This is a genomic window from Pseudomonas sp. NPDC087336 (assembly GCF_044744285.1).
Taxonomy (GTDB): Bacteria; Pseudomonadota; Gammaproteobacteria; order Pseudomonadales; family Pseudomonadaceae; genus Aquipseudomonas.
Genome location: NZ_JBIUYA010000059.1, coordinates 1 through 18006 on the forward strand (window position 1 = coordinate 1; position 18006 = coordinate 18006).

17 protein-coding genes are annotated in these 18006 nt (G+C 60.8%); 3 read left to right on the plus strand and 14 right to left on the minus strand.

Going from position 1 to position 18006, the window contains the following annotated elements:
• Positions 1-165 precede the first annotated feature (165 nt).
• The 11 genes from pcaC to pcaR form a co-directional block, all read right to left on the minus strand.
• A complete protein-coding gene (pcaC, locus tag ACIO0C_RS30510) occupies positions 166-558 on the minus strand; it encodes a 4-carboxymuconolactone decarboxylase (RefSeq protein WP_008056887.1) in 393 nt (130 codons plus the stop codon).
• A gap of 10 nt (positions 559-568) precedes the next feature.
• Positions 569-1360 carry a 3-oxoadipate enol-lactonase gene (gene pcaD / locus ACIO0C_RS30515; protein ID WP_401318135.1) on the minus strand — a complete coding sequence of 264 codons (792 nt, stop codon included), beginning with the start codon at positions 1358-1360 and terminating at the stop codon, positions 569-571.
• 11 nt (positions 1361-1371) lie between these two features.
• The gene (locus ACIO0C_RS30520; RefSeq protein WP_401318137.1) at positions 1372-2736 is read right to left on the minus strand and encodes a 3-carboxy-cis,cis-muconate cycloisomerase; all 1365 of its coding nucleotides are present in this window, start codon (positions 2734-2736) and stop codon (positions 1372-1374) included.
• Between the two features lie 45 nt (positions 2737-2781).
• A complete protein-coding gene (locus ACIO0C_RS30525) occupies positions 2782-4089 on the minus strand; it encodes an MFS family transporter (RefSeq protein WP_401318140.1) in 1308 nt (435 codons plus the stop codon).
• 124 nt (positions 4090-4213) lie between these two features.
• A complete protein-coding gene (gene pcaG, locus ACIO0C_RS30530; RefSeq protein ID WP_179055451.1) occupies positions 4214-4780 on the minus strand; it encodes a protocatechuate 3,4-dioxygenase subunit alpha in 567 nt (188 codons plus the stop codon).
• Position 4781: 1 nt separating this feature from the next.
• On the minus strand, positions 4782-5486 hold the full coding sequence (gene pcaH, locus ACIO0C_RS30535; RefSeq protein ID WP_008056872.1) for a protocatechuate 3,4-dioxygenase subunit beta: 705 nt from the start codon (positions 5484-5486) through the stop codon (positions 4782-4784).
• Positions 5487-5524: 38 nt separating this feature from the next.
• Positions 5525-6730 carry a 3-oxoadipyl-CoA thiolase gene (pcaF, locus tag ACIO0C_RS30540; protein WP_401318143.1) on the minus strand — a complete coding sequence of 402 codons (1206 nt, stop codon included), beginning with the start codon at positions 6728-6730 and terminating at the stop codon, positions 5525-5527.
• Positions 6727-7506 (minus strand): CoA-transferase subunit beta, encoded by a 780-nt coding sequence (locus ACIO0C_RS30545; protein ID WP_401318145.1) that lies wholly within the window; start codon positions 7504-7506, stop codon positions 6727-6729. Before ACIO0C_RS30545 ends, pcaF begins: the two co-directional genes overlap by 4 nt.
• Complete coding sequence (locus ACIO0C_RS30550) at positions 7506-8363, minus strand: CoA transferase subunit A (protein ID WP_008054173.1); 858 nt, start codon at positions 8361-8363, stop codon at positions 7506-7508. Before ACIO0C_RS30550 ends, ACIO0C_RS30545 begins: the two co-directional genes overlap by 1 nt.
• A gap of 182 nt (positions 8364-8545) precedes the next feature.
• Positions 8546-9892: an MFS transporter gene (locus tag ACIO0C_RS30555; RefSeq protein WP_401318146.1), complete on the minus strand. Its 1347-nt coding sequence runs from the start codon at positions 9890-9892 to the stop codon at positions 8546-8548.
• Between the two features lie 285 nt (positions 9893-10177).
• Positions 10178-11020, minus strand: a complete 843-nt coding sequence (pcaR, locus tag ACIO0C_RS30560; protein WP_272604949.1) for a pca regulon transcriptional regulator PcaR — start codon at positions 11018-11020, stop codon at positions 10178-10180.
• Between the two features lie 673 nt (positions 11021-11693).
• Between pcaR and ACIO0C_RS30565 the strand changes: the two genes are divergently transcribed.
• Together ACIO0C_RS30565 and ACIO0C_RS30570 are read left to right on the plus strand one after the other, a co-directional pair.
• Positions 11694-11894, plus strand: a complete 201-nt coding sequence (locus ACIO0C_RS30565; protein WP_008056863.1) for a hypothetical protein — start codon at positions 11694-11696, stop codon at positions 11892-11894.
• A gap of 376 nt (positions 11895-12270) precedes the next feature.
• Positions 12271-13746 (plus strand): inorganic phosphate transporter, encoded by a 1476-nt coding sequence (locus ACIO0C_RS30570; protein ID WP_401318149.1) that lies wholly within the window; start codon positions 12271-12273, stop codon positions 13744-13746.
• A 187-nt stretch (positions 13747-13933) separates the two neighbouring features.
• Here ACIO0C_RS30570 and ccoM read toward each other — a convergent pair whose 3' ends face one another.
• The 3 genes from ccoM to ACIO0C_RS30585 form a co-directional block, all read right to left on the minus strand.
• On the minus strand, positions 13934-14050 hold the full coding sequence (ccoM, locus tag ACIO0C_RS30575; RefSeq protein ID WP_008056860.1) for a cytochrome c oxidase subunit CcoM: 117 nt from the start codon (positions 14048-14050) through the stop codon (positions 13934-13936).
• A gap of 143 nt (positions 14051-14193) precedes the next feature.
• Positions 14194-14355 carry a hypothetical protein gene (locus ACIO0C_RS30580; protein ID WP_008016476.1) on the minus strand — a complete coding sequence of 54 codons (162 nt, stop codon included), beginning with the start codon at positions 14353-14355 and terminating at the stop codon, positions 14194-14196.
• A gap of 99 nt (positions 14356-14454) precedes the next feature.
• The gene (locus tag ACIO0C_RS30585) at positions 14455-14796 is read right to left on the minus strand and encodes an aspartate-semialdehyde dehydrogenase (protein WP_401318153.1); all 342 of its coding nucleotides are present in this window, start codon (positions 14794-14796) and stop codon (positions 14455-14457) included.
• A 232-nt stretch (positions 14797-15028) separates the two neighbouring features.
• Between ACIO0C_RS30585 and rapA the strand changes: the two genes are divergently transcribed.
• Positions 15029-17875 carry an RNA polymerase-associated protein RapA gene (rapA, locus tag ACIO0C_RS30590; RefSeq protein ID WP_401318155.1) on the plus strand — a complete coding sequence of 949 codons (2847 nt, stop codon included), beginning with the start codon at positions 15029-15031 and terminating at the stop codon, positions 17873-17875.
• The last annotated feature ends 131 nt before the right edge of the window (positions 17876-18006 follow it).

Here is an 18006-nt window from a genome sequence, read left to right on the forward strand (position 1 = left end):
CCAACAGCAAGGGGGAGCAAGCTCCCCCTTCGGTTTTTACCGGACACTAGTGACGCTCTGCGTGGGAATGCAGCCCGGGACGCTCCGCGTCCCTTCCAAAGCCGAACGCGGAGCGTCCGTTGAGGCATTCCCACGCAGAGCGCGGGAACGATCAATCGCGGGGGATCACTCCCGCGATTCAATCCCCAGCTCATCCCACACCGACTCCGCCAAGTGGAACGTCGCGTTGGCTGCCGGAATCCCGCAGTAGATCGCGCTCTGCATGATCACTTCCTTGATCTCGCTACGGCTCACGCCGTTGTTGGCGGCGGCGCGCAGGTGCAGTTTGAGTTCACCCTCGCGGTTCATGCCGATCAGCATGGCGATGGTGATCAGGCTGCGGGTGTGACGCGGCAGGCCCGGACGGGTCCAGATATCACCCCAGGCGTGGCGGGTGATCATTTCCTGGAACTCCGAGTTGAACTCGGTCAGGGTGGTCAGGCTGCGGTCGACATGGGCGTCGCCCAAAACGGCGCGACGGACCTTCATGCCTTCGTCGTAACGTTGTTTCTCGTCCACGAAAATCTCCTCAGTGAGCCTTCAGGAAGGCCAGTACGCGGTCGCTGAAATCAGCGCCGGCCTGGACGTTGGACAAGTGCGCAGCATAGAACTCGGCGTACTCGGCGCCTGGCACGTGCTCCTGGATGAAATGCCCGCCGGATGGCGGCGTGACCGCATCCTGGGTGCCGGCGATCACCAGCAGCGGCGCCTTGATCGAGTGCAACTGATCACGGAAATCGGCATCGCGCACCGCAGCGCAGTTGGCCGCATAGCCTTCAGGCGAAGTGGCCGCCAGCATGTCGGTAATCTGCTTGGCCGCCGCTGGATTGGCTTCGGAGAAATCCGGGGTAAACCAGCGTGCAATCGACGCATCGCGCAAGGCAACCATGGCCGCCGCACCGTCGCGTAGCACGGTTTCGATGCGCGGGTTCCACACCGACGGATCGCCGATTTTCGCCGCCGTATTGCACACGATCAATTTGTTCAGGCGCTCGCCGGCGTTGATGCCCAGCCACTGCCCGATCAGCCCGCCCATGGACAGGCCACAGAAGTGCGCGCGTTCGATGTGCAAGGCATCCAGCAGCGCCAGTACGTCGCGGCCCAGTTGCTCGATGCTGTAAGGCCCCGGGGTCACCAGGGATTGGCCATGGCCACGGGTGTCGAAACGCAGCACGCGAAAATGTTCGCTGAACGCCGGTATTTGCGCGTCCCACATGTGCAGGTCGGTGCCCAAGGAGTTGGACAGCACCAGCACCGGCGCTTCGACCGGCCCATCTAGTTGGTAATGCAGTTCGCCATCGGCGAGTTGAACGAAAGCCACAGCAGTCTCCTTCAGGCAGTCAATGCAGAATGTTCAGCCACCGCTCGCTCGACCCAAGCATGGGCCTGACCGAGGTAATGGGCGGGGTCCAGCAGATAATCGAGCTCAGTGGCCGACAACTCGGCGGTCACTTGTGGTTCGTCGCCGAGTACGGCGCGCAAATGGCGTTGTTCGGCGACGGCACGTTTGCAGCATTGCTCCAACAGGTGATGCGCGGTGTCGCGGCCGACCCGTTGTGCGAGGACGATGCTCACCGCTTCGGCGAGTACCAGGCCTTGGGTCAGGTCGAGGTTGCGGGCCATGCGTTCGGCGTCCACTTCCAGCCCGCCCGTGACCAACAACGCTTGCTTGAGACTGCCGGACACCAGGCAGCAAATCTCCGGCAGGGTTTCCCACTCGGCATGCCACAGCCCCAGGCTGCGCTCGTGCTCCTGCGGCATGGCGCTGAACAGTGTCGACAGCAGGCCCGGCACGCGAGTCGCCGCGCCAATCAGCACGGCCGCGCCGACTGGATTGCGTTTATGCGGCATGGTCGAAGAACCGCCCTTGCCCGGCGCCGAAGGTTCGAACACCTCGGCGGCTTCGGTCTGCATCAACAAGCTGATATCGCGGCCGAGTTTGCCGAGGCTGCCGGCGATCAATCCGAGTACCGAGCCAAACTCCACCAGGCGATCGCGCTGGGTGTGCCAGGGCTGGTCGGGCAAGCTCAGTTGCAGCTCCTCGGCCAACGCCTGGGCAATCGGCAGCGCCTGCTCACCGAGGGCCGCGAGGGTTCCGGAGGCGCCTCCGAATTGCAGCACCAGCAGGCGCGGCTTCAGCTCTTGCAGACGTTGACGGCTGCGAGTGACGGCGCCCAGCCAACCGGCGATTTTCATCCCGAGGGTGACCGGCGTCGCGTGTTGCAACCAGGTACGCCCGGCCAGTGGCGTGGCCACATACCGTTGTGCCTGGTTGGCGAGGGTGTCGCCCAGTTGCGCCAGATCGCTGTCGATCAATTCCAGCGCCCGGCGCAATTGCAGCACCAGGCCGCTGTCCATTACGTCCTGACTGGTGGCGCCCAGGTGCACGTAGCGTTCGGCTTGCGCATCGCTCGCGGCGATCTGCTTGCCCAACGCCTTGACCAGCGGGATCGCCGAATTACCCGCCGTGGCAATCGCCTCGCCGAGGGCGGCAAAATCGTAATGCCCGGCCTGGCACGCGGCTTCAATCGGCGCTACCGCGGCATGCGGAATCACACCGACCCGCGCTTCGGCCCGGGCCAGCGCCGCTTCGAAATCGAGCATGGCCTGGACCCGGCCCTGATCGCAGAACACTTCGCGCATATCGCGGGCAGTGAAATAGGCATCGAACAATTGATTGCCCGGTCGCTCGTTCATAAACAGTCCCTGGAGGCGCGGGCCGCTCGGGCCCGCGGGTGTGGATCAAAGGTCGTTTTCTAGATACTTCGCATGCTTGGGCAGACGCAGGCTGAACAGGAACGCTATCGCCATCATCAACGTCACGTACCAGTAGAAGGAATTTTCCATGCCGACCGCTTTGAGGCTCAGGGCTACATATTCCGCCGAACCACCGAAGATTGCATTCGCCACCGCGTAAGCCAGGCCAACACCCAGTGCACGCACCTCAGGCGGGAACATTTCGGCTTTTACCAGACCGCTGATCGATGTGTAGAAACTGACAATCGCCAGCGCCAGGGTAATCAGCACGAAGGCCAGGAACGGACTGGTGACGCTTTTCAGGCTGAGCAGAATCGGCACGGTGCACAGCGTGCCGAGTGCGCCAAACCACAGCATCGAGTTCCGGCGGCCGATCTTGTCCGAGAGCATGCCGAAGATCGGCTGCATGCACATATAAAGGAACAATGCACCGGTCATGATGTAACTGGCGGTCTTGGCGTGCATGCCGGCGGTGTTCACCAGGTACTTCTGCATGTACGTGGTGAAGGTGTAGAAAATCAGCGAGCCACCGGCGGTATAACCGAGCACGGTGATAAACGCGGCTTTATGGTCGCGAAACAGCGCACGAATGCTGCCGGCGTCCTTGTTTTCGCGCATTTCCTTGCTGGTGGTTTCTTTCAGCGAACGACGCAGGTACAGCGAAACCAATGCCGCCATGGCACCGACCACGAACGGAATCCGCCAACCGTAGGCACGCAGGTCATCCTCGGTGAGAAACTGTTGCAGGACTACCACCAGCGACACTGCCAGCAACTGCCCGCCAATCAGAGTCACGTACTGGAACGAGGCGAAGAAACCGCGCTGGCCCTTGAGGGCGACTTCGCTCATGTAGGTGGCGGTGGTGCCGTATTCGCCGCCCACCGACAGGCCCTGGAGCAAACGGGCGAACAGCAGCATGATCGGCGCCCAAACGCCGATGTCCTTGTAGGTCGGCAGACAGGCGATGAGCAACGAACCGAAGCACATCATCAGAATCGATATCAGCATCGAATTCTTGCGCCCGTGCTTGTCCGCGAGACGGCCGAAAATCCAGCCACCAATCGGGCGCATCAGGAACCCGGCGGCAAAGACGCCCGCGGTGTTGACCAACTGCACCGTGGGGTTGTCGGACGGGAAAAAGGCGGGCGCGAAATAGATCGCACAGAAGGCGTAGACGTAGAAGTCGAACCATTCGACGAGGTTGCCCGACGATGCGCCGACAATCGCAAAGATCCGCTTGCTGCGTTCTTCGCCGGTATAGAGCGCTGCTGGAGCTGTAGTTGGGGTTGCCATTATTTTGTGCACTCAATGGGGACAGACAGAGTCTAGACACACTTTGCAACAGTCCCGTTCCGCAGATACAGTCTTACACCGATCGTTCCCACGGTCCCCGTGGGAACGATCATGTGGTGTTCACTTAATAGTCGAAGAACACCGTCTCCGCATCAGTGCCCTGCAGGATCACATTCCACTGGTAAACACCGCTCGCATCCTGCTTGGCCAGCAAGGTGCCGCGACGCTCGGCCGGCACGCATTCGAGCAGCGGGTCGTCCACGTTGGCCGGCTCGCCGTCGAAGTAGATCCGCGTCAGCAGGTGCTTCACCAAACCACGGGCGAACACCAGCACCACCAGGTGCGGTGCCTGGGTCGTGCCTTTGAGGCCTTCGACCGTGCCCGGCTTGATGGTGGTGAAACGGAAACGCCCTTCGGCGTCCACCGGCACCCGGCCAAAGCCTTCGAAATTCGGGTCCAGGGGTTTGTCCTGATCGTCTTCAGGGTGGTCGTACTTGCCGGCAGCGTTGGCCTGCCAGACTTCCAGCATCGCGTCGTTGACGACATCACCGTTGCCATCGACCACTTGCCCGGTGATCGCCACGCGCTCGCCCAGGGTTTGTTCGACGGTCAGGTTTTCGCGATTGAGCCAGGTCAGGCCGATGTGGTAGTACGGCCCGACGGTGTGGGACGTGGTCGCAGTCAGCGTCATCTTATTTCTCCATCGGCGTGGCATCGCGGCCGCGCAATACGATGTCCCAGCGATACCCGAGGGCATAGGAAGGGATGGTTTTTTCCAGATCGAAACTGGCGATCAAACGCTCTTTGGCACTGGTATCCGGCACGCAGTTGTAGATCGGGTCGTACGCCAGCAGCGGGTCCCCGGGAAAATACATCTGCGTGACCAGGCGCGTCAGGATGCTCGGCCCGAACAGCGAGAAATGGATGTGCGCCGGACGCCAGGCGTTGTGGTGGTTACCCCACGGATACGCGCCAGGCTTGATGGTCTGGAACTGGTACCAGCCATCGGCGTCGGTCACGGTACGGCCGGTGCCGGTGAAGTTCGGGTCCAGCGGTGCGTCGTGCAGGTCCCGGGCATGGTTGTAGCGACCGGCGGCGTTGGCCTGCCAGATCTCCACCAGAATCCCCGGCACCGGCAGACCGTTTTCGTCCAGCACACGGCCGTGGACGATGATGCGCTCCCCCTGAGGCTCTCCCTCGTGCTGGGCGGTCAGGTCGTTGTCCTTCTCGTTGATGCGCTCGGCACCCACGGTAGGACCGGTGATTTCCGACAGCGAATGCGGCAAGAACACCAGCGGTTTGGACGGCGAGCGCAGGTTGGTGGATTGATAGGTCGGGTGCAGGTAGGCAGGCTGGGTGCCTTCCTGCGGGCGACGGTAACCAGGCTTGTCAGTCATGAAACATTCCTCAGTTCTTATAAGTCTTTTCGAGCGCGTCAGACGCGCTCGATCGCCAGGGCCAGACCTTGGCCGACACCGACGCACATGGTCGCCAGACCTTTCTTGCCACCGGTTTTTTCCAGCTGATGCAGAGCAGTCAGTACCAAACGCGCACCGCTCATGCCCAACGGATGGCCCAAGGCAATGGCGCCACCGTTCGGGTTGACTTGAGGTGCGTCGTCCGCCAGCCCCAGTTCGCGCAGCACCGCCAGGCCCTGGCTGGCGAACGCTTCGTTGAGTTCGATGACGTCGAAATCGCTGACCGCCACACCCAGGCGTTCGGTCAACTTGCGCACCGCTGGCACCGGGCCAATACCCATCACCCGAGGTGCCACACCGGCGCTGGCCATGCCCAATACTTTGGCGCGAGCCGTCAGACCGTGCTTTTTCACCGCTTCGGCCGAGGCCAGGATCAATGCCGCCGCGCCGTCGTTCACACCGGAAGCGTTGCCGGCAGTGACAGTTTTGTCCGGGCCATTGACCGGCTTGAGTTTGGCCAGGGTTTCCAGGGACGTGTCGGCGCGAGGATGCTCATCCTGGCTGACCACCGTTTCACCCTTCTTGTGGGCAATGCGTACTTCGACGATTTCTTCGGCGAAAAAGCCTGCGGCTTGCGCGGCAGCGGTGCGTTGCTGGCTGCGCAGGGCGAAAGCGTCCTGGTCTTCACGGGACACTTCATAATCGTCGGCGACGTTGTCGGCGGTCTGCGGCATCGCATCCACACCGTACTGGGCTTTCATCAACGGGTTGATGAAGCGCCAGCCGATGGTGGTGTCTTCGAGCTTCATGTTGCGCGAGAACGCGGCATCGGCCTTGCCCATCACGAACGGCGCGCGGGACATCGATTCGACGCCACCGGCAATCGCCAGCTCCATTTCGCCACTGGCGATGGCGCGGAACGCGGTGCCGATGGCATCCATGCCCGAAGCGCACAGGCGATTGAGCGTCACGCCCGGAATGGTTTCCGGCAGACCCGCCAGCAGTAGCGCCATGCGCGCCACGTTGCGGTTGTCTTCACCGGCCTGGTTGGCGCAGCCGAGGAACACCTCGTCCACTGCATTCCAGTCCACCGACGGGTTGCGCTCCATCAGGGCCTTGATTGGCACGGCGGCCAGGTCGTCGGCGCGAACCGCCGACAGGCCACCGCCGAAACGGCCGATGGGGGTGCGGATCGCGTCGCAGATATAAACTTCACGCATCACGCTTCTCCCGGTGCTTGGCCATGGGCCGCCGCGGTGCGGGCTTCCAGATCACGCAGTGCGGTCAGCTCGACCTCAGTCGGCTCGGCAGTAGTGTCTACGTTGTCGGCAAAGCGGATCGGCCAACCGGTAGCCGCGACCACTTGCTCGCGGGTCACGCCCGGGTGCAGTGCAGTGACCACAAATTCGTGGGTGCCGGCTTCCGGCTCCATGATGCACAGGTCGGTAATGATCCCTACAGGACCTGCGCCCGGCAGGCCCAGACGCTTGCGTGAATCACCACCCTCGCCATGGCCGACCGACGTGATGAAGTCGAGTTTATCGACGAACGAACGCGACGACTGCTTGAGGATGATCAGCACGCTCTTGGCGGAACCGGCAATCTCCGGCGCGCCACCGGCACCCGGCAGACGCACTTTCGGTGCGTGGTAATCACCGACCACAGTGGTGTTGATGTTGCCGAAACGGTCGACTTGCGCAGCGCCGAGAAAACCGACGTCGATGCGCCCGCCCTGCAGCCAGTAGCGGAAAATCTCACCGGTCGGGACCACGGTATCAGCGGTTTCCGCCAGTTCACCGTCACCGATCGACAGTGGCAGTACGCTCGGCTTGGCGCCGATCGGGCCCGATTCGTAGATCAGGACCACGTCTGGCGAGGAAGTCAGGCGCGCCAGGTTGGCCGCTTTCGACGGCAGGCCGATACCCACGAAGCATACAGAACCGTTCTTCAGGCGGCGGGCGGCAGCGACGGTCATCATTTCATTGGTGGTGTAAGTCATTACTTCGCCTCCGAAGCGGCGGCCAGTTTGGCCTGGAACTCGCTGAAGTCAGCGCTGCCATGGATGTACTCGTTGATCCACGCGGTGAAGGTTTCACGGTCGCGGGCAATCGGGTCCCAAGCCTGGTAGAAGCGGTTGTCGCGCTCGTTGTAACCGTGGGCGTAGGATGGATGCGCGCCACCAGGGACGTGGCAAACCGCGCTCAGGGCCCAGGTTGGCAGGACACAGGAGTTCATCGGCGCGTTCAGGTCGTCGACGATTTCCTCAACGGTGACGATGCAGCGCTTGGCAGCCAGCGCAGCTTCTTTCTGCACACCGAGAATGCCCCACAACAGCACGTTGCCCTTGCGGTCGGCTTTTTGCGCGTGGATCACGGTGATATCCGGGCGTACCGAAGGCACGGCAGCCAGCACTTCGCCGGTGAACGGGCAAGTGACGGACTTGATCAGCGGGTTGACCTTCGGCAGGTCGGAACCGGCGTAGGCACGCAGCACCGCGAACGGCAGGCCGGAGGCGCCGGCAACATAGGCGTTGGCGAGGTCGGCGTGGCTGTGTTCTTCGATTTCCAGGGCGTGGGGCCACTGCTTTTCGACGGCGTCACGCAGACGATGCAACGAACCGACGCCAGGGTTGCCACCCCAGGAGAAAATCAGCTTGCGAGCACAACCGGCACCGATCAACTGATCGTAGATCAGGTCAGGGGTCATCCGCACCAGGGTCAGGTCTTTCTTGCCCTGGCGAATGATTTCGTGACCCGCCGCTGTCGGGATCAGGTGAGTAAAGCCTTCGAGTGCGACCGTATCGCCGTCATTCACGAATTGCTTCACCGCGTCGTGCAGCGAAAGAATTTCAGCCATTGGGGCAGGCTCCCATTTGTTATTAACCAACGTAGTGAAAAGGCGCCGATGCGCAGCGCCGGATTGGTTAAAGATTAAGCTCCTGCCATACGCCAAACAATCCGATAATCGACTCAGTGTTCGTTTATCGAACACATTGTTGTCAGGCTACCGTTTTGCATTGCCGCTATTTCAAGCCATGATCAGGTCGCATCCGCGTGACTGACCACACCCTTGATCAGCACCGCCGCGGTTGCCAAAGCCGCCGGAATCACCAGTGCCGTCAGCACTTGCTCGAAATTCCAGCCGAGCCCCAGCAGGGTCGCGCCCATCCATGCACCCAGGATCGCGCCGAAGCGGCCAATCCCGAGCATCCACGACACCCCGGTGGCACGCCCTTGAGTCGGATAAAACCGCGCCGCCAGCGACGGCATCGCCGATTGCGCACCGTTGACACACATGCCGGCCACCAGCACCAGGGTCGCCAGGAGGGTGATATTGCCCAGGCTCTGCCCTACCGCGTAGGCAAACACCCCGGCCAACAGGTAGAAAGTTCCGACGACCTTGTGCGGATTGAAGCGATCCATGGCCCAGCCTACACCCACTGCGCTCAACACCCCACCGAACTGGAACAGCGCGCCGATGAACGCGGCCTGCTCCATGCTCGCGCCACTGTCGCGCATCAGGGTCGGCAGCCAGCTGGTCAGCAGGTAAACGATCACCAGGCCCATGAAGTAGGTCAGCCACAACAGCAAGGTGCCGACGCTGTAGGTGCCGCTGAAGATCACGGCAAACACGTTGCGCGCCTTCACGGTTTTCTGTTCCGGCACGCTGAAGCTCGATGCCTGGGCCACCACCTTCGGATCGATGGGCGCCAGCGTCTTGCGTACTTTGTCGGTGCCGCGATTACGCACGACAAGAAAACGCGCCGACTCAGGTAACCAGAACAGCAACACGACGCCGAGGATCAACGGCAGGATCCCGCCGATCAACAGCAAACTGTGCCAGCCGAAGGCCGGAATCAGCTTGGCCGAAATAAATCCGCCACCGGCCATGCCCAGGTTGAAGCCGCAGAACATGCTGGTCACCAGCAGGGACTTCTTGCGCTCCGGGGTGTATTCCGACAACAAGGTCGTGGCGTTCGGCATGCCCGCGCCCAAGCCGAGGCCGGTCAAAAAGCGCAATACCAGCAACTGCTCGACGTTGGTGCTGTAGGCCGAAGCCAGGCTGAAGGCACCGAACAACAGCACCGCCCCGACCAGCACGACCTTTCGCCCAAATCGGTCAGCCAGCGGACCGGAGCCCAGCGCCCCGAAGACCATGCCGATCAGCGCTGCACTCATCACCGGGCCGAGACTGGCGCGATCGATGCCCCAATCCTGGGACAGGGCGGGCGCGATAAAGCCCATGGCCGCCGTATCGAGGCCATCGAGGAAGACAATCAGGAAACACAGGATCACCACTCGCCACTGATAGCGCGAAATGGGTTGGGCGTTGATGAAGGACTGCACGTCGAGGCAGTTACCTACAGCAGACTGGGGCTGGTTCATTATTATTTTTCCACGCAAAAAACGCAGTCGAACAGATAGCAACCTCTAATGAGGCTGTCACGAGAAAGGGGGTCAGGATCAGGCGATCGACTTCCCACAGAAAAACCGGGGAGAACGGCGACAGTCGGGGAATGTGCGCATGGGGTGCCTCTTCTCATTATTATGGGGTCGCCGTCCGGTGCCGGATCGAGATCGACAGCGCCCGATGGCGCTGGCGCGACATTAATGAGCCAAGGGAAAGAGCGTCAATTCGTCAAACGCGAGTCTGTGCGTTTATCGAACAGCTTAGGTGAACAGCTGGGTACTGAGGTCGCGGCTGGCACTCAACAGGCCGGGCAGGAAACGCTGTTCAAGCTCGCTGCGGCTGACCCGGCCGGCGTGGGTACTGACGTTGAGCGCTGCGACCACCTGGCCGGAAGCGTCGTACACCGGGACGGCGATCGAGCGCAGTCCCTGCTCCAGTTCCTGATCGACGATGCACCACCCCTGTTGACGCACTTCCTGCAGGCATTCGAGCAAGGCCTCAGGGGTATGAATGGTTCGACTGGTCTTGGCTTGCAGGTCGGCGTGGTCGAGATACTCGCGCAACGACGTGTCATCGAGCGCGGCGAGCAGGATCCTGCCCATCGACGTGCAGTAGGCCGGCAGGCGTCCGCCCACCGAAAGGTCGACCGAAATCAGGCGCTGGGTGGTGGCCGAGCGGGCGATATATAGAATGTCATCGCCTTCCAGGGTGGCCATGTTGCAGGCCTCATGGAGTTGCTCGCTCATGCGGTCGAGGTAGGGTTGTGCAGAAACAGCCAGCGGCGTCGAGGACACATAGGCATGGCCGAGTGTCAGCACTTTGGGCAGCAGCGAATACGTACGGCCATCGGTGGTGGCATAACCGAGCTTGATCAACGTGTGCAGGCAACGACGAACGGCGGCGCGGGGAATTTCCGTACGATGGCTGATCTGCGCAATGGTCAGGTGCCGCTTGCGCTCCTGGAAGGCTTGCACCACGGCCAGCCCACGCGCCAGCGAGGTCATGAAATCCGGATCACCGGTAAGGGCCTGGATTCGCTTGGCAGGTGAAGCAACGATCGGCGGTGCCACCGAAGCGAAGGAGTTGCGCAGTTGATCGTTCATACTAGGTCCTTTTCCCGGACGGATCGGCGAGCTATTACAGGGCACTGGCCGCAGGGTACACAAGCCCGGCCAGGCGACATCGGGCGATTATCGAACCATTGCTCGATAATCGCAATCCATGCTGTTTATGATGCAACCGGTCATGCAGCCATCAGTACATGTTTTTGCGCAGGCGCTGCAGACTCCCGGGTGCAATGTAACTGTCTTTAGTTGTGCGACTTAATGGCGCCAGAAAGGCATTGCCGTACAGTGGCATCATCCATGCCCAAGTTGCCAGTAACGGTTATGGATAAAAAACAATCACACATCAAGATCCACTTTTAACTCTATCGTGATAGTGTTCTCTAAATAGCTCGCTATAATGTAATTCAGTAGCCATTCGGCTTTTTACTGACCGATGCCGCTACCCGGTGGCGCGATGTTCCATCGCCGCTCTCCACAGCAAGCACCTGACGCCTATTGCATCCGCATGGCGCCAACGCGCTTGCTGAAACAGGCTCTGATGCTACGTCAGCTGTTTATCTCTGGTGCCGTGGCCGCCTGCAACATGGAAGTAATGATCGCACTGTCGCAAAAGCGATGCTTGCAAGGGCTTTTGCATTCGACGCGTGCGGTCAATACATCAGTGCAGCGCGTTTCACCAGAATTCATCTCAACTCAATCAGGTAGCACCGTGACAAAAGACGAACTGCGCGCGGAACTTGAGCGCCAGGAACAACGTTACAAGGAAGTTTACGGCGGGGAAGTCACCACCTACGCCGCCCAGCCAGAACCGGAACGCAAGCCATGGCGCAAACGTGCCACCGTTCAGGATCAGGTTTTCAAGCAAGAACTGGAAAAAATGGAAAAGGAACTCAAAGCCGAGGAGCCATGATGGCCTGGGCTTGAATATCTGCCGGGGTCTGCATTGCATCCGTTAAAAGCGGAATGTATGGATGTTGCCTTTTGCGCCCGCTACGAGCGGGCAGCGGCCGCCTTGCCCACCGGACGAGGTTGAAGGCTCGAATCTGACTCTTTTTTCAGAAATTTCATACAAGCATGCCCACACCCCCTACAAGTGAGGCAAACCCCTGTGCCTGCGGGCTTTCCAAAGAAATTCAATCACTTGCAAAACCCTGAAATTCACCGGGATTATGGGTACCGTTGCAAAATAATTCGTTGAAGAATGTTACCGATGAGCAGCAAGTGCATCGATTTCCAGTCTTTTCTGGCATAATCGCGCCCCCTTATGACCGGGTCAGAACACCTTCATGATCGATTTATTCAGCGGACTGGATGCTTGGGTGCTTGTGAGCCTCTTGCTCGCCCTGGCTTTTGTCCTCGCCTTCGAGTTCATCAATGGATTTCATGACACCGCTAACGCGGTAGCCACTGTTATCTACACCAAAGCCATGCCTCCACATCTGGCGGTGTTCTTTTCCGGTGTGTTCAATTTCCTTGGCGTATTGCTCGGTGGCGTTGGCGTGGCGTATGCCATTGTCCACCTGCTGCCGGTTGAACTGCTGATCAACGTGAACACCGGCCACGGCCTGGCAATGGTTTTCTCGCTGCTCGCAGCGGCCATCACCTGGAACCTGGGCACCTGGTACTTCGGTATCCCGGCCTCCAGCTCCCACACGCTGATCGGTTCGATCCTCGGCGTAGGCCTGGCCAATGCCCTGATCAACGAAATTCCGCTGGCCGACGGGGTGAACTGGCAAAAGGCGATCGACATCGCCATGTCGCTGGTGTTCTCGCCGATGGCAGGTTTCCTGATCGCCGCGCTGATACTGATCGGTCTTAAATGGTGGCGTCCGCTGTCGAAGATGCACAAGACGCCGGAACAGCGCCGCAAGATCGACGACAAGAAGCACCCACCGTTCTGGAACCGCCTGGTACTGGTGATCTCGGCCATGGCCGTGAGCTTCGTGCACGGCTCCAACGATGGTCAGAAAGGTATCGGCCTGATCATGCTGGTGCTGATCGGTATTGTGCCGGCGCAGTTCGTGCTCGACCTGAACAGCACCACCTACCAGATCGAACGTACCCGCGACGCGACCTTGCACTTGAGCCAGTTCTACAAGCGCAACGCCGACTCCCTGGGCGAGTTCCTGGCCCTGGGCAAAAGCTTGGAAGGCGATTTGCCGGAGAAGTTCCGCTGCAACCCGCAGCAGACGGAACCGACCATCGACGCCCTCCTTGGCACCCTCAAAGGTGTAGCCGACTACCACTCGCTGTCGTCGGAAAGCCGCATCGAAGTACGTCGCTACCTGCTGTGCCTGGACGACACGGCGAAGAAAGTCAGCAAATTGCCAATCCTGGGCGCCCGTGAAAAGGCCGACCTGGACAAGCTGCGCAAGGACCTGACCACAACCACTGAATACGCTCCGTTCTGGGTCATCCTGGCGGTCGCACTGGCCCTGGGCCTGGGCACCATGGTTGGCTGGAAACGCGTGGTACTGACCATCGGCGAGAAGATCGGCAAGCAAGGCATGACCTATTCCCAGGGCATGTCGGCGCAGATCACCACCGCGAGCCTGATCGGCATGGCCAACATCTTCAGTCTGCCGGTGTCCACCACCCACGTTCTGTCTTCGGGCGTGGCCGGCACCATGGTCGCCAACAAAAGCGGCCTGCAAGGTGGCACGGTCAAGACCATCCTGCTGGCCTGGGTATTGACCCTGCCCGCCACGGTGGCGCTGTCAGCCGGCCTGTTCTGGCTGGCGTCGAAGGCACTGGGTAGCTGATACATCGCCGTACGAAAAAGGCGCGCTCCGTGAGGACCGCGCCTTTTTTATTACCTGCCTGAATGTGATTGTCAGATCGTTCCCACGCAGAGCATGGGAACGATCAAGCTTCAAGGAATCGCAGGCAAAAAAAAGGGCAACCGAAGTTGCCCAAAATGCCTTGCGTGCTCATTGCCTCCAGAAAGACCTACGGCTTTTTGCGCTTGTGCGAGTCTTTCCAGATAAAAAATCCGAACCCTGCAAAAAATACCAACATGAGGCTGACGGTCAGCACTCCGGCGATCACCACGTTGTCGAAAAACATGACGCGTCTCCTGCAGTTGCCCTGTTGCGATGGAGCCAAGGTAACCAATCGGGCAGGAGAAAATATTGACCGGGATCAATGTTGCCCGGGGCCGGGCATAGAAGGAGGGGAAAACTGACCTGCATCAATCGATGCAGGGGGACTCAACGCTTTTTAGGTTTGTTCTTCGGCTTTTTCTTCGCCTTGCCCAACGGCATGGCCTGCTCGAACGCCTGGCGCACTTCATTCAGGCGCTTGTCGTTGAGGTCATGGACACGCTTGGCGCGTTCGGCATTAAGGTCGATCAGCTTGTCATCTTGGCTCATGGCGTCAGTGCATCGCTTGAAATGAAATTCAGTTGCCACAGGGTTCGGCAGGATTGTGCCAATAATGCGGTCTGGCGACGGCGCTGACCAGCCATCGGCTCAAATCTCGATATCGACCCACAGGCCCTGGCGAGGCTGGCCGTCCATCAACGGAGCCACCGGCACGGTGTTGTCGGCATTGAGTTCGTTGCCCGGGATCGGCAGGTGCGCCTCTGGGTCCTCGTCGGCCTCACGACGGCGTCTTTGCTGCTCTTGCTTGCGCCGCTGCTCTTCGCGCAGCAGCAGGGCAGCCTCCTCCGGATCACGATTTTGCAGGTCGATGGTGCTGTCGCTGGCACTTTCCTGCATCGGCACGACGGGCGCGATATCCGGGCGCGGGCGGACCGGGTCGTGCTGGGAAGTGATCGGCACGGCACTCAAGGGGAGCATCGGTGGCAGCATATTTTTTCGGTCTCCTGTCTGCAGGCTGTCGGCCGCGGCGACGGCGACTTGAGCCATCGGTCGCAAACTGTGTGTCTATGGGCACGACAAGAACTGTCACAGGCTACGATTTCTTCAGCCTGGCAAGATCAAAGGATCGCAGCCAAAGGCAGTTCCCGCACAGGTATTCCTTTGGTCTGGAGACCTGATTCCGTTAAGATAGCCCGCTTTTTCAAGGTGGGAGTCAGGCAGCATGGCGCAGCAGTATCAACCGGGGCAACGCTGGATCAGTGACAGCGAAGCGGAGCTGGGTTTGGGCACCGTTCTGGCACAGGACGGTCGCTTGCTGACCGTGCTCTACCCGGCCACTGGCGACACTCGCCAGTACGCGCTACGGAATGCGCCCCTCACACGTGTACGGTTTTCGCCGGGTGACACCATCACTCACTTCGAAGGCTGGAAACTGACCGTTCGCGAAGTCGACGACATCGATGGCCTGCTGGTCTACCACGGCCTCAACGCGCAGAACGAAGTCGTTACCCTGCCGGAAACCCAACTGTCGAACTTCATCCAGTTCCGTCTGGCCAGCGACCGCCTGTTCGCCGGGCAGATCGACCCCCTGGCCTGGTTCGCCCTGCGTTATCACACCCTGGAACACACCAGCCGCCAGCTGCAGTCGTCGCTGTGGGGCCTGGGTGGTGTGCGTGCGCAACCGATCGCGCACCAACTGCACATCGCCCGCGAAGTGGCCGACCGGATTGCGCCACGGGTGTTGCTGGCCGACGAAGTGGGCCTGGGTAAAACCATCGAAGCCGGCTTGGTGATCCATCGCCAACTGCTCTCGGGTCGCGCCAATCGCGTGCTGATCCTGGTGCCGGAAAACCTCCAGCACCAGTGGCTGGTGGAGATGCGCCGCCGCTTCAACCTGCAGGTCGCGCTGTTCGACGAAGAACGCTTCATCGAAAGCGATGCCTCCAACCCGTTCGAAGACACCCAGCTCGCCCTGGTGGCGCTGGAGTGGCTGGTCGACGACGAGAAAGCCCAGGACGCGCTGTTCGCAGCCGGCTGGGACTTGCTGGTGGTCGACGAAGCGCACCACCTGGTGTGGCACGAAGATCAGGTCAGCCCTGAATACTCTCTGGTCGAGCAACTTGCGGAAACGATCCCGGGCGTCTTGCTGTTGACCGCGACCCCGGAACAGTTGGGCCAGGACAGTCACTTCGCGCGTCTGCGCCTGCTCGATCCGAACCGCTTCCACGACCTGGCCGCCTTCCGCGCCGAGAGCGAAAACTATCGCCCGGTGGCCGAGGCCGTTCAGGAGCTGCTGGAAAAAGGTCGCCTGTCGCCGCAAGCCCATGAAACCATTCACGGCTTCCTCGGCAACGAAGGCGAAGCCCTGCTGACCGCCGTCAACGATGGTGACACCGAGGCCAGCGCCCGCCTGGTGCGCGAACTGCTGGACCGCCACGGCACCGGCCGTGTGCTGTTCCGTAATACCCGTGCCGCTGTCCAGGGTTTCCCGGAACGCAAACTGCACCCTTACCCGCTGCCGTGCCCGGACGAATACCTCGAACTGCCGCTGGGCGATCACGCCGAGCTGTACCCGGAAGTCAGCTTCCAGGCCCAGCCGGACGCCAGCGAAGAAGAGCGCTGGTGGAAATTCGACCCACGCGTCGAGTGGCTGATCGACCAGCTGAAAATGCTCAAGCGCACCAAGGTGCTGGTGATCTGCGCCCACGCCGAAACCGCCATGGACCTCGAAGACGCCCTGCGCGTTCGCTCCGGCATCCCGGCCACGGTGTTCCACGAGGGCATGAACATCCTCGAGCGTGACCGCGCCGCCGCCTACTTCGCCGACGAAGAGTTTGGCGCGCAAGTGCTGATCTGCTCGGAAATCGGCAGTGAAGGCCGCAACTTCCAGTTCTCCCATCACCTGGTGCTGTTCGACTTGCCATCGCACCCGGACCTGCTGGAACAACGTATTGGTCGTCTGGACCGGATCGGCCAGAAGCACACGATCGAACTGCACGTGCCGTACCTGGAAACCAGCCCGCAAGAGCGCCTGTTCCAGTGGTACCACGAAGCCCTGAACGCGTTCCTCAACACCTGCCCGACCGGCAACGCCCTGCAACATCAGTTTGGCCCGCGCCTGCTGCCATTGCTCGAGGAAGCGGACGATGGTGAATGGCAAGCGCTGATCGACGAAGCCCGTACCGAGCGCGAGCGCCTGGAAGCCGAACTGCACACCGGCCGTGACCGCTTGCTGGAACTCAATTCCGGTGGCGCCGGCGAAGGCGATGCGCTGGTGGAAGCGATTCTTGAGCAAGACGACCAGTTCGCCCTGCCGATCTACATGGAAACCCTGTTCGATGCATTCGGCATCGACAGCGAAGACCACTCGGAAAACGCCCTGATCCTCAAGCCGAGCGAAAAAATGCTCGACGCCAGCTTCCCGCTGGGTGACGACGAAGGCGTGACCATCACCTACGACCGCAACCAGGCGCTGTCTCGCGAAGACATGCAGTTCATCACCTGGGAACACCCGATGGTCCAGGGCGGCATGGACCTGGTGCTGTCCGGCTCCATGGGCAACACCGCCGTGGCCCTGATCAAGAACAAGGCGCTGAAACCCGGCACCGTGTTGCTGGAACTGCTCTACGTCAGCGAAGTGGTTGCCCCGCGCTCGCTCCAACTGGGTCGCTACCTGCCGCCAGCCGCCCTGCGCTGCCTGCTCGATGCCAATGGCAATGACCTGTCGGCCCGGGTGTCGTTCGAGACCTTGAACGATCAACTGGAAAGCGTGCCGCGCGCCAGCGCCAACAAGTTCATCCAGGCCCAGCGCGATCAGCTGACGCCACGGATCAACGCCGGCGAAGACAAGATCTACCCACGTCACGCCGAACGCGTGGCCGAGGCGCAACGTCGCCTGGCCGCCGATACCGACGAAGAACTGGCACGCCTGACCGCGTTGCAAGCGGTCAACCCGACCGTACGTGACAGCGAACTGGTTGCCTTGCGCAAGCAACGCGAACAAGGCCTGGCCATGCTCGACAAGGCTGCGCTGCGACTGGAAGCGATCCGGGTGCTGGTGGCGGGTTAAAAAAAGAAGGCCCGCACAATGCGGGCCTTCTTTTATCTGATCGTTCCCACGCTCTGCGTCACTAGTGTCCGGTAAACATGTTTCATAGCTGAAGGCTGCCTTGGGCAGCCTTCAGCTTTTCTCGCTTTTGC

What these genes read in the sequence shown, in the direction of transcription:
- ACIO0C_RS30520 (WP_401318137.1), bottom strand. Translation starts at nt 2,736, where the DNA reads ATGAACGAGCGACCGGGCAATCAATTGTTCGATGCCTATTTCACTGCC.
- ACIO0C_RS30525 (WP_401318140.1), bottom strand. Translation starts at nt 4,089, where the DNA reads ATGGCAACCCCAACTACAGCTCCAGCAGCGCTCTATACCGGCGAAGAA.
- pcaG (WP_179055451.1), bottom strand. Translation starts at nt 4,780, where the DNA reads ATGACGCTGACTGCGACCACGTCCCACACCGTCGGGCCGTACTACCAC.
- pcaH (WP_008056872.1), bottom strand. Translation starts at nt 5,486, where the DNA reads ATGACTGACAAGCCTGGTTACCGTCGCCCGCAGGAAGGCACCCAGCCT.
- ACIO0C_RS30545 (WP_401318145.1), bottom strand. Translation starts at nt 7,506, where the DNA reads ATGACTTACACCACCAATGAAATGATGACCGTCGCTGCCGCCCGCCGC.
- ACIO0C_RS30550 (WP_008054173.1), bottom strand. Translation starts at nt 8,363, where the DNA reads ATGGCTGAAATTCTTTCGCTGCACGACGCGGTGAAGCAATTCGTGAAT.
- ACIO0C_RS30555 (WP_401318146.1), bottom strand. Translation starts at nt 9,892, where the DNA reads ATGAACCAGCCCCAGTCTGCTGTAGGTAACTGCCTCGACGTGCAGTCC.
- pcaR (WP_272604949.1), bottom strand. Translation starts at nt 11,020, where the DNA reads ATGAACGATCAACTGCGCAACTCCTTCGCTTCGGTGGCACCGCCGATC.
- ACIO0C_RS30570 (WP_401318149.1), top strand. Translation starts at nt 12,271, where the DNA reads ATGATCGATTTATTCAGCGGACTGGATGCTTGGGTGCTTGTGAGCCTC.
- ccoM (WP_008056860.1), bottom strand. Translation starts at nt 14,050, where the DNA reads ATGTTTTTCGACAACGTGGTGATCGCCGGAGTGCTGACCGTCAGCCTC.
- ACIO0C_RS30580 (WP_008016476.1), bottom strand. Translation starts at nt 14,355, where the DNA reads ATGAGCCAAGATGACAAGCTGATCGACCTTAATGCCGAACGCGCCAAG.
- ACIO0C_RS30585 (WP_401318153.1), bottom strand. Translation starts at nt 14,796, where the DNA reads ATGCTGCCACCGATGCTCCCCTTGAGTGCCGTGCCGATCACTTCCCAG.
- rapA (WP_401318155.1), top strand. Translation starts at nt 15,029, where the DNA reads ATGGCGCAGCAGTATCAACCGGGGCAACGCTGGATCAGTGACAGCGAA.